The organism is Plantibacter sp. lyk4-40-MEA-4, assembly GCF_030209415.1.
Lineage (GTDB): Bacteria > Actinomycetota > Actinomycetes > Actinomycetales > Microbacteriaceae > Plantibacter > Plantibacter flavus_A.
In genome coordinates this window covers 586,781-599,648 of the sequence record NZ_JARVSA010000002.1, presented here as the reverse complement: position 1 = coordinate 599,648, position 12,868 = coordinate 586,781, and the positions used below count along the sequence as shown (strand labels likewise).

The following is a 12,868-nucleotide window of genomic DNA, read 5'->3' as shown; positions in this document are numbered from 1 at the left end:
GTGCCCGCCATGCTACGCGAGGGTGACGGACCGCTCTCGGCCGCCGAAACAGAGCGTCACATTGGCGTCCGCCGGTGACATCCGGAGGGTTCCGGTGTTATGCGTCCACTACCAGCTGCCGACCTGCGTGACGGCGACGTCGAGGATGGCGACGGCCTCCTCCCGGTTGACCCGGGCGAGCAGCAGCGCGCTGACCGACAACGAGGTGAGCTGCCGGGCGGCCGCGGCGAGTTCGTCCGCGTCCGCCTCGGGACGGGCGAGGGCGAGGGCGTCCGAGACCGCGGTGGTGAGCTCGGCCCGGTAGCCGTCGACGACCTCGCGCAGTGCATCGTCGTGGGCCGCGAGGCCGGCCGCGCTGTTGAGGAGGAGGCAACCGCGGCGGGGGGAGTCGTCGGGCAGCGTCGCGATGACGGTCTGCACGCCCGAGAAGTAGGTGGTGAGCCCGGCTCTGCCGTCCGTCGCGCGCGCGAGCACCGAGAGGCGCGGTCGGATGACGGTGTCGAGGTAGTCCTGCACGGCGGCGTCGAACAGTCCGCGCTTGCTGTCGAAGGCATGGTAGAGGCTCGACCGCCGCAGGCCGGTGGCCGCTTCGAGGTCTGCCAGCGAGGTCGCCTCGTAGCCGCGGTCCCAGAAGACGTCGCGCGCCGCCTGGACGACGGCGACGGTGTCGAACTCCTGCGTGCGTCCCATGGGTCCCTCCTCCTGGCTCGGCCGGTCCTCCGGACGGGTGGGTTGTGTACCGAGCGTTCCACTATTATAGTAGACCCATCGGTACAGAATGTCGCTCAGCCCGAGTGACTCCACCCCGACCTCCCGGAAGGCCCGTCCCATGCTCGTCGTCAGTCTCGTCCTCGTCGGCATCGCCGCCCTCCTGCACGTCTACATCTTCGTGCTCGAGTCGCTGCGCTGGACCGAGCCGGCCACCCGCAAGACCTTCGGCACCTCGGAGCTCGAGGCCGAGACCACCCGAGGGATGGCGTACAACCAGGGCTTCTACAACCTGTTCCTCGCGATCGGCACGATCGTCGGCATCGTCTTCCTGATCACCGGCTCGACCGGTATCGGCGCGGCCCTCGTCTTCGCCTCGGCCGGCTCCATGCTCCTGGCCTCGCTCGTCCTCATCACCTCGGACCGCACGAAGGCACGCGCCGCGATCGTCCAGGGGACCACCCCGCTGCTCGGACTCATCGCGCTCGTCATCGCGCTGGTCGTCTGACACCTCCCATCCCGACGCCCCGGCGTCACCCCGTCCGCAACCCGACGACGTGCTGCGCCCACCCACCGATGCATCGAATCACCGCACCAAGGAAAGGCACCACATGAACACCCCCGCGCTCAGCACCCAGATCCAGCTCGTCTCGCGACCGGTCGGATGGCCGACCCAGTCCGACTTCCGGACCGTCTCCGTCGAGCTCCCGGAGCTCGCGCCCGGCCAGCTCCGGGTCCAGAACCTCTTCCTCTCGGTCGACCCCTACATGCGCGGTCGTATGAACGACGCCCGCTCCTACGTCGCGCCGTACCAGCTCGGAGAGACGATGACCGGCGGAGCCATCGGCCGGGTCGTCGAGTCGGCCGCCGAGGGCTTCTCCGTCGGCGACGTCGTCCTGCACCAGTTCGGCTGGCGCGACCTCGTCCAGGAGGACGCCGGCGGGTTCCGCGTCGTCCCCGAGCTCCCCGGCGTCCCGCTGTCCGCCTACCTCGGCGTCCTCGGCATGACGGCCCTCACCGCGTACGTCGGTCTGCTCGAGGTCGCCAAGTTCCGAGAGGGCGACACGGTGTTCGTCTCCGGTGCGGCAGGTGCCGTCGGCACGATGGTCGGCCAGATCGCCCGTCTCAAGGGCGCGAAGCGCGTCATCGGTTCGGCCGGATCGGCCGAGAAGGTCGCCCTGCTGACGGAGAAGTACGGCTACGACGCCGCGTTCAACTACAAGGACGGCCCCGTCACCGAGCAGCTCGCGGCCGCGGCACCCGACGGCATCGACGTCTACTTCGACAACGTCGGGGGCGAGCACCTCGAAGCGGCGATCGACGCCTTCAACGACGGCGGACGCGCAGCGCTCTGCGGCGTCATCTCGCAGATCAACGACACCGAGCGTGCCGAGGGCCCGCGCAACCTGTCGAACATCGTGACCCGGGGGCTCACCCTCACGGGTTTCACCGTCGGCAACTACACGCAGCACTTCCCGGCGTTCTCCGGTGAGATGGGTGCGTGGTTGCAGAACGGCGACGTCGTCTTCGACGAGACCGTCTACGAGGGCCTCGACCACACGCTCGACGCGTTCCTCGCCCTCATGCGCGGTGCCAACACCGGGAAGATGGTCGTCAAGCTCTGACGCGATCCCTCGACGTCGCCTGACACTGGCGACCGACGGCCCGTCCACCCGCTCCGGGTGGACGGGCCGTTCGCCGTCGTCAGACCGCTGTGAGGACCCCGCCCGCCGCATCGATGCGGGCCATCGCGAGGCGTTCGGCGGCGACGAGCGTCGTGACGCCCTCCGCAGCGGCGTCCAGGTAGATCGACTGGACGGTCCGCCCGATCGCCGACACCCGCTGCTCGATGGCCGCGGCATCGGCGCCCGGTTCGGACGCCATGGCGAGGTAGATGACGCCGCCGGCGTTCGCGACGAAGTCCGGCGCCCACAGGATGCCGCGCTCCTCGAGGGCCATCGCGTCGGCGCGGGTGGCGAGCTGGTTGTTCGCCGCCCCGACCACGGCGCGACACCGCAGCTGGCCGATCACCCGGGCGTTCAGGGCGCCGCCGACACCGCACGGCACGAAGAGGTCCGTCTCGACGAGGTGCTCGTCGCCCGGTTCGATCCAGCTGGCGCCGATCTCCTCGGCGAGGGCGCGCTTGCGCGGGTCGATGTCGGTGACGATGAGGCGTGCCCCCTCGGCCGCGAGGCGCCGGGCGAGTCGGCCGCCGACCTGGCCGAGTCCGGAGACCGTCGCCCGGTGGCCCGCGACGAGCGGGGTGCCGAAGACCGTCTCGAGCGTCGCGGTGATGGCCGCGTACACGCCTGCCGCCGTCGCCTCGCTCGGCTCACCGACGCCGCCGCGATCCGCCGGCAGTCCGCTGACATGGTCCGTCCGTTCGGCGACGACGGCCATGTCCTCAGCGGTGGTGCCGACGTCCTCGGCGGTGCGGTAGACGCCGCCGAGCGCCTCGACCGCGTCGCCCAGGTCGAGCATCGCAGCACGGCGCATGTCGGGATCGAGTGTCGTGCCGACGGGCAGATGGATGACGGACTTGCCGCCACCGTGCGCGAGACCGGCGGCGGCGTTCTTCATCGTCATCCCCGCGGCGAGGCGGAGGGAGTCGTCGACTGCCTCGAGCCAGGACCCGTACCGCCAGAGCCGCGCGCCGCCGAGGGCAGGGCCGAGGGCCGTGGAATGGAGGGCGACGCTGATGGTCAGTCCGGAGCGTGGTCCCCGACTGATGGAGAGGCGTTCATGGGGGAGGGTGGTGCTGTGCATCGCGTCGCTGGACGCGACCGGGTCGAATGACGTCATCGTCGGATCTCCTCGTGGGTGATTGGTGCGGGCTCCTGGTGGGAGCGGATCGCGGGGCGATGGTGGTGCCCGGCTCTCCTCCCCAGATTCTCCACGCCGGCCGCCCGCTCCACAACCGTCGGCTCGACCGGGCCGGTGGACGGGCTGCACCTAGGCTGGACGGCATGGGTGGAGTGCTGACGGGGTTCGCGATCATCGGCACCGTCATCCTCGTCGGCTACCTCGCCGGGCGTCTCGAGGTCGGGGGCCCGACGACCGGGCATGTGCTCAACCGGGTGGCGTTCTTCGTCACCAACCCGGCGCTGCTGTTCACCGTGCTCGCCACGGCCGACCTGCACGAGGTGTTCAGCAGTTTCATCTGGGTCGCCCTCGCGAGTGCCCTGTCGGCCGCTGCACTCTTCGTGCTGCTGAACGCCGTGTGGCTGCGCAAGGACCTCTCCGTCGCGACGATCGGCGCACTCGGCTCGGGTTACGTCAACGCCAACAACATCGGCATCCCGGTCGCCGTCTACGTCCTCGGCGAGGCCGGCTACGTCGCGCCGGTCATCCTGCTGCAGCTCCTCGTCTTCGCTCCGATCGCCCTCACCATCCTCGACGCCAGACAGCGCGGCACCGTGTCGTTCGTCGGCATCGTGACGCAGCCGTTCCGCAACCCGATGATCGTCGCGTCGATCGTCGGCGTCGTGCTCAACCTCTTCGGCGTCCGGCTGCCCGAGCCCGTCATGGCCCCGTTCGAGCTCCTCGGGGGCGCCGCCGTGCCGCTCATCCTCATGGCCTTCGGGATGTCGCTGCACGGCATGCGACCGTTGCAGGCCGGGAGCGGGCGTCGCGAGATCTTCGTGGCGACGGCGATCAAGTCGATCCTGATGCCGGTGTTCGCCTACCTCATCGCCCACTTCGGTTTCGGGCTGAGCGGGACGCCGCTGTTCGCCTCCGTCGTCCTCGCAGCCCTTCCGGCGGCCCAGAACGTCTACAACTTCGCGAGCCGGTACGAGCAGGGTGTCGCGCTCGCCCGCGACACCGTCCTGCTGACGACCATCCTCTCCGTGCCGGTCCTGGTCGTCGTCGCCGCGCTGCTCGCCTGACGTTCGGAACCGGTCGGTCCGCCGTGCCGCTGTCCTCCGAAGCATGGACAGTGATGGCCGGAAAAGCCGAACGTTCACGACTACTCTTGGGCGGGCAGGACTGAGATATACCACCGTCCAGCCCGGCGGAGCGCCGTCGGACCCGACCCGATGGGACGACATGACCGAAGGCACGACCCCACGACACGAACGCTCCGGAGACTGGGCGGCGTCCCGCGAGACCGTCGGCGACGAGATGCTCGCCGTGCAGGACTTCTCGGGCGAGGAACAGGGGTACCACAAGACCCTCAAGCCCCGACAGATCCAGATGATCGCGATCGGCGGGGCGATCGGCACCGGGCTCTTCCTCGGCGCGGGCGGGCGGCTGAACAGCTCCGGGCCGGCCCTCATCCTCGTGTACGCGCTGTGCGGGTTCTTCGCCTTCCTCATCCTCCGCGCCCTCGGCGAGCTGGTGCTGCATCGCCCCTCGTCGGGCTCGTTCATCTCCTACGCGCGTGAGTTCTACGGCGAGAAGATGGCGTTCGGCGCGGGGTGGTTGTACTTCCTCAACTGGGCGATGACCTCGATCGTCGACGTCACCGCGGCAGCGCTCTACATCAAGACCTTCGGCAAGCTGTTCGGTTGGAAGGAGCTCGAGGACTTCCCGCAGTGGGTCTTCGCGCTCGGTGCCCTGGTGGTCGTGCTCGCGCTCAACCTCGTCTCCGTCAAGCTCTTCGGGGAGATGGAATTCTGGTTCGCGCTGATCAAAGTGTCCGCGCTCGTGATCTTCCTCATCGTCGGCGTCTGCTTCATCGTCTTCGGTGGCCGGACCGACATCGGTGCGGTCGGGTTCTCGGTCATCGGCGACAACGGTGGCCTGTTCCCGGTCGGGGCGTTCGCACCGATGATCGCGATCTCCGGGGTGGTCTTCGCTTACGCGGCCATCGAGCTCGTGGGTACGGCTGCCGGTGAGACGGCGGAGCCGAAGAAGATCATGCCGAAGGCCGTCAACACGGTCATCTTCCGTATCGCGATCTTCTACGTCGGCTCGGTGCTGCTGCTGTCGCTCCTGCTGCCGTACACGGCCTACGAGGCCGGCGAGAGTCCGTTCGTCACCTTCTTCTCGCACATCGGGTCGGAGCAGGCCGGGGCGATCTCGGCGTCGGTGATGAACTTCGTGGTCTTGACGGCAGCGCTGTCGAGCCTCAACGCCGGTCTGTACTCGACGGGCCGCATCCTCCGGTCGATGGCCGTCAACGGTTCGGCTCCCGCTTTCACCGGCAAGATGAGTAAGAACGGCGTCCCTTTCGGTGGGATCCTGCTCACGGCAGTGCTCACCCTGCTCGGCGTCCTGCTGAACGCGCTCTACCCGTCGAAGGCGTTCGAGCTCGTGCTCGAGATCTCGGCCATCGGCATCATCGGCGGGTGGGCGACGATCATCCTCTGCCAGATCCAGCTGCAGCGCTGGGCGAAGCAGGGCAAGGTCGAGCGGCCGTCGTTCCGCCTGTTCGGGGCACCGTTCACGTCGTATCTGACGCTCGCGTTCCTCCTGTTCGTCCTCGTGACCATGGGCTTCTCCGAGACGGGCCGCTGGGTCCTCGCCTCGCTCATCGTCCTCATCCCGCTGCTCATCGTCGGATGGTTCGCGGCGAAGCCGCGCATCCTCGCCGCGGCGGCCGCACGGGAGGGGCACACGGGCACCTGGCCGGTGGTCGCGGAGCGTCCCGCCATCGATGCGAGCAAGCGGAAGCGCGGGGGCGCACCGAAGTCCTAGGCGGGAGCGGGGGCGGCGACCTGATCAGCGTTCCGAGGTGAATCGCTAAGCGATAGTGATCACTTCGACCCGGTTTCGAGCATTCCCTTGCACCTCGGGTGTCAGTTCAGCAGGATGTGGGCAACCTCTTCCGTGCACCACCGGACCCCGTTGGAGTTCCCGTGAACCGTCGTCTCCGTCTCGTCGCCGTGCTCGCCGCGTGCGGCATCGTCGTCGCCACCCCGCTGAGCGCCGCGGCGCAGGCACCTGCCCCGACCCCGGCCGACACGGTCGCCTACGAGCCGAGCGATGCGATCATCGCGAATCCCGAGCGCGGCTTCGACCACACCAACAACACCCATTACTACCCCGAGGGGACCGCGAGTGGGTCGGGGTACACGCCGCTCGACGTGGCGACCCTGGCGGCCTACCGCGAGGAGGGCATCACCGAGCTCGTCCGCGTCTTCTACCTGGAACGGTTCGTGGCCGAGCCGACCCTCGACCCCGCCTGGCTCGCGCTCGTCCAGGCGGACTTCGACGCGGCTCGCACCGCCGGCATCTCGATCATCCCGCGCTTCGCGTACCTCGCGGGCGGTGACTGGCCCTACACGCCGCCCTACGGCGACGCGCCGCTCGACATCGTGCTCACCCACATCGAGCAGCTCACGCCGATCTTCCAGGACAACGCCGACGTCATCTCCGTCGTGCAGGCCGGGTTCGTCGGCCTCTGGGGTGAGGGGTACTACACGGACCACTTCGCCGCCGACCCGGCGAACCCCGGGGTACTCACGGAGGAGGACTGGGCGAAGCGACGTGCGGTCGTCGAGGCACTCCTCGAGGCGGTTCCCGCCGACCGCTCCATCCAGGTGCGGACCATGAACATGAAGCAGAACATCCTCGGGGTGCCGACCGGGACCGCCGGGGCCATCACCGAGGCGCAGGCCTGGGACGGCAGCGCCATCTCGCGCATCGGCCACCACAACGACTGCTTCCTCGCGGCTCCCGACGACTGGGGCACGTACCTGTCCGACCCGATCTCGCTCGATCAGGACTACCTCGCACAGGAGGGCGACTGGGTGCCGGTGGGCGGTGAGACCTGCAACGTGAACCCGCCGCGGTCGGAGTGGGCGACGGCCTCGGCCGAGATGGAACGCTACAACTTCAGCTACCTCAACCGGGACTACCTGCAGGACGTCCTGCAGTCCTGGGGTCAGGAGAACCTCGACACCACCGCGAAGCGACTCGGCTACCGCTTCGTGATGACCGAGAGCTCGGTCGTGGACGGCACGCTCGCGCTCACAGTCCGGAACGACGGTTGGGCGGCTCCGTACAACAGCCGGCCCGCCTACCTGGTCCTGTCGAACGCCGAGCGCACGGTGCGCGTCCCGTTCGGTTCGGACGCCCGCACCTGGGGCGCGGGGGAGACCGTCACGCTCCAGGCGTCACTCGCCGACGTCCCGGCCGGTCGTTACGACACCGCGCTGTCGCTGCCCGCCACGCACGAGTCGGTCGCGACGAATCCGCTCTACGCCGTCCAGACGGCGAACGTCGGCACCTGGGACGCGGAGACCGGTGTGAACAGCCTGCAGCGTCAGGTGAGCGTCGGCGCTGACGGCGTCGTCATGGCCGAACCGGTGGCCGGTGCTGCGGCCAGGCTGCCCGACACGGGCGTCTCGTCTATCGCTCCCGCGGTCCTCGGCGGTGGCGTGGTGGCGCTCGGAGCCCTCGCGCTCCTGCTCGCCCGCCGGCGTCGGAACGCCTGACCGGACTCGGGTGCAGGGGCGACGGCTCAGCCGAAGATCATCGGTGAGTCGTCGTCCTCTTCGTCCGACAGGGTGAAGTCGAGGTCGACGACCACGGGAACGTGGTCGCTCGGACTGTCGCCCTTGCGCTCGTTGCGGTGGATCGACGCCTCGACGACGTGGTCCGCGAAGGCCTGCGAGCCGTAGATGAAGTCGATGCGGAGGCCCTCGTTGCGGGGGAACCGGAGCTGCTTGTAGTCCCAGAAGGTGTAGCCCTCGGGGACGAACGGGCGGACGGTGTCCTGCAGTCCCGCGTCGACGAAGGCGGCGAGGGCGGCGCGCTCCGGCGCGGAGATGTGGGTCGAGCCAGGGCCGAAGCTCGGGTCGCCGACGTCGGAGTCGAGCGGGGCGACGTTCCAGTCGCCCATCAGCGCGAGCGGCAGTTCGGGGTTCTCGGCGAGCCAGGAGCGGGTGTCGGCCTCGAGCGCGGCGAGCCAGCGGAGCTTGTAGTCGTAGTGCGGGTCGCCGACCGCGCGGCCGTTCGGGACGTACAGGCTCCAGAGGCGGACGCCGTCGACCGTCGCGCCGATGGCTCGTGCTTCGAGCGGCAGGCCGTCGGCGTCGAATCCGGGACCGTCGAGCGCGAGGCTCGCCGGCGGCTTGCCGAAGCCCGGCATGTCGGGGAAGCCGATCTGCACGTCCTCCATCGGAAGGCGGCTGGCGATGCCGACGCCGTTCCACTGGCTGAGACCGTGGAGCTCCACCTGGTAGCCGGCCTTCGTGAAGGCCTCCATCGGGAACTGCTCGGGCTTGCACTTGAGCTCCTGCATGGCGAGGACGTCGACGTCCTCACGGACGAGCCAGTCGACCACGCGGCCGACGCGGGTACGGATCGAGTTGACGTTCCAGGTGGCGATGCGCATGCCCCAACGCTATCGGTTTCCGTTCTCAGGAGACCTCCGGCGTGTCGCGCCGGGTGAGGCTCGCCACGCCGGAGCGGTCCTGAGAACGGGCCGGTTCGGTGGAACCGACGGGTGGGGGATTGAGCGGAGGTTCCCAGGGATGGCGAGCGGGTGTCGCGTAGCGTCGAGGGTATGACGACGTCCACCGCCGCCACGTCCAGCCTGTCCGCCGCCTCGACCGGAGGGGACAGCGCCCTCGGAGGGGTCGCCGACTGGGCGGTCGACCTCATGGAGACGTTGGGCGGTCCGGGAGCCGGGCTCGCCATCGCCCTCGAGAACCTCTTCCCGCCTTTGCCGAGCGAGATCATCCTGCCGCTCGCCGGATTCGCCGCCAGTCAGGGCAAGCTCGGTCTCGTCGAGGTCCTCGTCTGGACGACGGCCGGTTCCGTGATCGGTGCGCTGGCCCTCTACGCGATCGGGGCGGTGCTCGGACGCGACCGGATGCGACGGCTCGCCGAGCGCGTACCGCTCGTGCACGTCGAGGACGTCGACCGCGTGGAGGCCTGGTTCCAGAAGCACGGCTCGAAGGCGGTGTTCTTCGGTCGGATGCTGCCGATCTTCAGGAGTCTCATCTCCGTCCCCGCCGGCGTGGAACGGATGCCGGTCCTGCGGTTCACCCTGCTCACCTTCGCGGGCAGTGCGATCTGGAACACCATCTTCGTCCTCGCCGGCTTCTTCCTGGGCGAGCAGTGGCACATCGTCGAGGAGTACGCGGGCATCCTTCAGAAGGTGGTCATCGCGGGCGTCGTGATCGCCGTCGGCGTCGCGGTCTGGCGCGGCGTGCAGCGGTACCGCCGGGAGCGCAGCGGCGTCGGTCGGGCCGAGGGCTGACCGTCGCGCCGGGACCGTTCTCAGGACTCGAGCGGTGTGTCCGCGGTCGCCGCCACCGGCGCACCGACGGACTCCTGAGAACGGTCCAGCTCACACCCAGCGGGGCGTGGTGAGTTCCTCGGGTTCCTGCGCCGTGTGCGAAGCGGCGACCGACTGCGCCTCCGCGCGGATCGCGTCGAGGACCGTCCGCACCGCCAGGCGTTCGGCGCGGTCGGGACGCGACAGTGCGACGATCCGACGGGTCGCGTCGAGCCCCGCGAGCGGACGGAGGACGATGCCGCGCTCCGGGCCGCTCGCCGTGTACCGCGGGAGGAGCCCGATGCCGAGGCCCGCCGCGACCATCGCCTCCGCGATGCGGTTGTCGCTCACCCGCTGCACCACTCGGAGCTCGCCGCCCGATTCGGCCTCGATGCTGCGGAGCAGGCGGTCGAGCGGATAGCCGACCGGCACGCCGATCCAGGACTCGTCCGCGAGGTCCGCCGGGGTCAGGACGGTCTGGCCGCTCAAGCGATGCCCGACCGGCAGCACGACGTCGAGCGGCTCGGAGAGCAGCTGCGTGATGCGGAGACCGCGACGGACCCAGTTGCGCTCGCCGCTGATCGCCTGCGCGATGACGATGTCGAAGTCGGCCGCCAGATCGGGGAAGTCCTCGAGGTCGGGGTCGCGGTCGCTCACGACGACCCGCAGGCCGGGTACCGCCTCGAGGCTGCGGAGCACGGCGGGGACGACCATCTGCCCGAAGGTGGGGAAGGTCGCGACCGTGACGGTGCCGATCGGACGGTTGCGGTACTCGTCCCACACGCTCGTCGCCCGCTCGATCGCGACGGCGACGTCCGTGGCGCTGGCCGCGAGTGCCCGGCCGGCGTCGGTGAGGACGAGGCCGCGACCACGCCGTTCGGTGAGCGGCAGGCCCGCCTCGCGCTCGAGGACCTTCAGCTGTTGGGAGACCGCGGACGGGGTGCGATGTGTGGCCTCGGCGACGGCGTGCACGGAACCGCGCTCGGCCAGTTCCCGCAGCAGGTCGAGTCGGCGGACATCCATGTAGAAATGCTACCGAATAGCGTCAGTATTGTTCGCTTGTCCTTCATCCCGATCGGGCGTTTCATAGAACCATGACCATCTATCTCGGCATCATCGCCCTCCTCGCTGCGAGTGCGGCCGTCGGATCGGTCGTCGTCGTCAAGCGCGACGGCTACCGTGCCATTCCGGCCCGCACCTACCCGAAGTCCTTCTAGGACCTCGCACCCGCCGGCACGACCGGCGCATCCGACCTCCTCGCGACTCGTCGCCGGGAGGTCGTTCCATGTCCGCGCCGCGACAGGCGCTCAGGCGAGGAAGCCTCGCAGGAGCGCCTCGGAGCCGGCGACGTGCTCGGCCATCGCCTGCGCCGCCTCCTCGGGGTGACCGCGCAGGATCGCCTTGACGATGCGCTCGTGCTGCTCGTCGGAGTGGGCGATGTTCACCGCCAGCAGCGGGATGCCGTTGAGGAGTTCGTTGACCCGCATGCGCGACTCGGCGACGAGCGGCAGCAGGCTGGGCGCTCCCACGAGCTCCGCGATGAGCAGGTGGAGACGGGAGTCGTGGCGGCGGTAGTCGGCGGGCGCCGCATCCCGGCAGTCTCCGAGCGCCTGCCACAGGCGTTCGCGGTCGGCGCCGGACAGCTTGCACTGCGCCGCCTCGCGCGCAGCACCGACCTCGAGGATGCTGCGGAGCGTGAGCGTGTCCTCGATCTCCGCCGCCGAGATCGAGACCCGGCCGGCCTCGGGGGAGTGGGACCCGGTGATCGCCTCGTCGTCGGGCAGCTCGTCCATGACGAACGTCCCGCCGTAGCGTCCTCGCCGCGAGGTCAGGTAACCGGCCTCGGTGAGCGCGGCGATCGCATCCCGCACGGTGTCTCGGCTGACCCCCTGCATCGTCGCGAGTTCGCGCTCGGCCGGCAGACGACCGCCCGGCTCGATGAGCCCGAGACGGATGGACTGCAGGAGCCGCTGGACGGTCTCCTCGAACGCGTTCCCGGCGCGGCCCGGACGCAGGAGGAGCTCGGCGCTGAGCACCTCGGTCGCCTCGTCGCCCTTCCGCGTCTCGCTCATCGGATCAGTCTATTTCCCCGGGGTCGCGTCCCCCGCCCGGGCATGTCGTCAGCTCATTCCGGCGTCACGTAGGCGGAGGAGATGCCGCCGTCGACGAGGAACGTCGACCCGGTGATGAAGGAGGAGTCGTCGCTCGCGAGGAAGGCGACGGACGCGGCCAACTCCTCGGGCTCGGCGAATCGTCCGAGCGGGATGTGCACGAGTCGCCGCTGCGCGCGCACCGGGTCCTTCGCGAAGAGCTCCTGCAGCAGCGCGGTGTTGACGGGACCGGGACACAGGGCGTTGACGCGGATGCCCTGCCGGGCGAACTGCACGCCGAGCTCGCGGCTCATCGCGAGCACTCCGCCCTTGGACGCCGTGTACGAGATCTGCGAGGTGGCCGAACCGAGGACGGCGACGAACGACGCCGTGTTGATGATCGAGCCCTTCCCCTGCCGCAGCATGTGACGGATGGCGGCGCGCGAGCACAGGTAGACCGACTTGAGGTTCACGTCCTGCACGCGCTCCCAGGCCGGGAGTTCGGTCGTCTCGATCGAGTCGTCGTCGGGCGGGGAGATGCCGGCGTTGTTGAAGGCGATGTCGACCGAGCCGTAGGTCTCGGCCGCCGTGTCGAACAGGTGGTCGACCTGCGCCTGGTCGGTCACGTCCACCTGGACGAAGAGCCCACCGACGAGCTCGGCCGCCGCCTGGCCGGTCGTCGGGTCGAGGTCGCCGATGACGACGGTCGCGCCCTCCGCGGCGAAGCGCTTCGCCGTGGCGAGGCCGATGCCGCTCGCGCCGCCGGTGATCACGGCGACCTTCCCGGCGAGCCGCTGGGTGAGGTCGATGGGGGTGATGGTCATATGGTGCTCTTTCTCTCTGCCCCGCCCTTCGACAGGCTCAGGGACCGGGGATGGTGCTCAGGGACCGGGGATGG

The 12,868-nt window shown here is 69.6% G+C and carries 13 protein-coding genes; 7 read left to right on the top strand and 6 right to left on the bottom strand.

What is annotated here, in order from left to right:
• Nucleotides 1-108 precede the first annotated feature (108 nt).
• A complete protein-coding gene (locus QRN44_RS04870) occupies nt 109-690 on the bottom strand; it encodes a TetR/AcrR family transcriptional regulator (RefSeq protein ID WP_175116448.1) in 582 nt (193 codons plus the stop codon).
• A 139-nt stretch (nt 691-829) separates the two neighbouring features.
• Between QRN44_RS04870 and QRN44_RS04865 the strand changes: the two genes are divergently transcribed.
• Both QRN44_RS04865 and QRN44_RS04860 read left to right on the top strand, forming a co-directional pair.
• Nucleotides 830-1,216, top strand: coding sequence for a DUF1304 domain-containing protein (locus QRN44_RS04865; RefSeq protein WP_285038422.1), 387 nt, complete (start codon nt 830-832; stop codon nt 1,214-1,216).
• A 103-nt stretch (nt 1,217-1,319) separates the two neighbouring features.
• Nucleotides 1,320-2,333, top strand: a complete 1,014-nt coding sequence (locus QRN44_RS04860; RefSeq protein ID WP_285038421.1) for an NADP-dependent oxidoreductase — start codon at nt 1,320-1,322, stop codon at nt 2,331-2,333.
• 79 nt (nt 2,334-2,412) lie between these two features.
• Here the strand turns inward: QRN44_RS04860 and QRN44_RS04855 are convergent, their stop codons facing one another.
• On the bottom strand, nt 2,413-3,510 hold the full coding sequence (locus tag QRN44_RS04855; RefSeq protein ID WP_285038420.1) for a Glu/Leu/Phe/Val dehydrogenase family protein: 1,098 nt from the start codon (nt 3,508-3,510) through the stop codon (nt 2,413-2,415).
• Between the two features lie 164 nt (nt 3,511-3,674).
• Here QRN44_RS04855 and QRN44_RS04850 point away from each other — a divergent pair, with 164 nt between their 5' ends.
• The 3 genes from QRN44_RS04850 (at nt 3,675) to QRN44_RS04840 (ending at nt 8,090) form a co-directional block, all read left to right on the top strand.
• Nucleotides 3,675-4,595, top strand: coding sequence for an AEC family transporter (locus QRN44_RS04850; protein WP_285038419.1), 921 nt, complete (start codon nt 3,675-3,677; stop codon nt 4,593-4,595).
• 160 nt (nt 4,596-4,755) lie between these two features.
• The gene (locus QRN44_RS04845) at nt 4,756-6,348 is read left to right on the top strand and encodes an amino acid permease (RefSeq protein ID WP_502928593.1); all 1,593 of its coding nucleotides are present in this window, start codon (nt 4,756-4,758) and stop codon (nt 6,346-6,348) included.
• A 161-nt stretch (nt 6,349-6,509) separates the two neighbouring features.
• On the top strand, nt 6,510-8,090 hold the full coding sequence (locus QRN44_RS04840) for a DUF4832 domain-containing protein (protein WP_285038418.1): 1,581 nt from the start codon (nt 6,510-6,512) through the stop codon (nt 8,088-8,090).
• Between the two features lie 26 nt (nt 8,091-8,116).
• Here the strand turns inward: QRN44_RS04840 and QRN44_RS04835 are convergent, their stop codons facing one another.
• Nucleotides 8,117-8,992: an exodeoxyribonuclease III gene (locus QRN44_RS04835; RefSeq protein ID WP_079001329.1), complete on the bottom strand. Its 876-nt coding sequence runs from the start codon at nt 8,990-8,992 to the stop codon at nt 8,117-8,119.
• Nucleotides 8,993-9,163: 171 nt separating this feature from the next.
• Here QRN44_RS04835 and QRN44_RS04830 point away from each other — a divergent pair, with 171 nt between their 5' ends.
• Entirely contained in the window at nt 9,164-9,862 is a 699-nt protein-coding gene (locus QRN44_RS04830; protein WP_175116442.1) for a DedA family protein, read from the top strand.
• 90 nt (nt 9,863-9,952) lie between these two features.
• Here QRN44_RS04830 and QRN44_RS04825 read toward each other — a convergent pair whose 3' ends face one another.
• Nucleotides 9,953-10,903 (bottom strand): LysR family transcriptional regulator, encoded by a 951-nt coding sequence (locus tag QRN44_RS04825; RefSeq protein WP_285038417.1) that lies wholly within the window; start codon nt 10,901-10,903, stop codon nt 9,953-9,955.
• Nucleotides 10,904-10,974: 71 nt separating this feature from the next.
• Here QRN44_RS04825 and QRN44_RS04820 point away from each other — a divergent pair, with 71 nt between their 5' ends.
• The gene (locus QRN44_RS04820; protein ID WP_255376692.1) at nt 10,975-11,097 is read left to right on the top strand and encodes a hypothetical protein; all 123 of its coding nucleotides are present in this window, start codon (nt 10,975-10,977) and stop codon (nt 11,095-11,097) included.
• A gap of 90 nt (nt 11,098-11,187) precedes the next feature.
• Here QRN44_RS04820 and QRN44_RS04815 read toward each other — a convergent pair whose 3' ends face one another.
• Both QRN44_RS04815 and QRN44_RS04810 read right to left on the bottom strand, forming a co-directional pair.
• Complete coding sequence (locus QRN44_RS04815; protein ID WP_175116441.1) at nt 11,188-11,952, bottom strand: FadR/GntR family transcriptional regulator; 765 nt, start codon at nt 11,950-11,952, stop codon at nt 11,188-11,190.
• Between the two features lie 53 nt (nt 11,953-12,005).
• Nucleotides 12,006-12,794, bottom strand: a complete 789-nt coding sequence (locus QRN44_RS04810) for a 3-oxoacyl-ACP reductase (RefSeq protein ID WP_285038416.1) — start codon at nt 12,792-12,794, stop codon at nt 12,006-12,008.
• Nucleotides 12,795-12,868: the final 74 nt, after the last annotated feature.

Excerpts from the sequence above, each read along its gene's own strand:
- QRN44_RS04830 (WP_175116442.1), top strand. The coding sequence starts at position 9,164 with ATGACGACGTCCACCGCCGCCACGTCCAGCCTGTCCGCCGCCTCGACC.
- QRN44_RS04855 (WP_285038420.1), bottom strand. The coding sequence starts at position 3,510 with ATGACGTCATTCGACCCGGTCGCGTCCAGCGACGCGATGCACAGCACC.
- QRN44_RS04815 (WP_175116441.1), bottom strand. The coding sequence starts at position 11,952 with ATGAGCGAGACGCGGAAGGGCGACGAGGCGACCGAGGTGCTCAGCGCC.
- QRN44_RS04860 (WP_285038421.1), top strand. The coding sequence starts at position 1,320 with ATGAACACCCCCGCGCTCAGCACCCAGATCCAGCTCGTCTCGCGACCG.
- QRN44_RS04810 (WP_285038416.1), bottom strand. The coding sequence starts at position 12,794 with ATGACCATCACCCCCATCGACCTCACCCAGCGGCTCGCCGGGAAGGTC.
- QRN44_RS04825 (WP_285038417.1), bottom strand. The coding sequence starts at position 10,903 with ATGGATGTCCGCCGACTCGACCTGCTGCGGGAACTGGCCGAGCGCGGT.
- QRN44_RS04870 (WP_175116448.1), bottom strand. The coding sequence starts at position 690 with ATGGGACGCACGCAGGAGTTCGACACCGTCGCCGTCGTCCAGGCGGCG.
- QRN44_RS04845 (WP_502928593.1), top strand. The coding sequence starts at position 4,756 with ATGACCGAAGGCACGACCCCACGACACGAACGCTCCGGAGACTGGGCG.
- QRN44_RS04865 (WP_285038422.1), top strand. The coding sequence starts at position 830 with ATGCTCGTCGTCAGTCTCGTCCTCGTCGGCATCGCCGCCCTCCTGCAC.
- QRN44_RS04835 (WP_079001329.1), bottom strand. The coding sequence starts at position 8,992 with ATGCGCATCGCCACCTGGAACGTCAACTCGATCCGTACCCGCGTCGGC.
- QRN44_RS04820 (WP_255376692.1), top strand. The coding sequence starts at position 10,975 with ATGACCATCTATCTCGGCATCATCGCCCTCCTCGCTGCGAGTGCGGCC.
- QRN44_RS04850 (WP_285038419.1), top strand. The coding sequence starts at position 3,675 with ATGGGTGGAGTGCTGACGGGGTTCGCGATCATCGGCACCGTCATCCTC.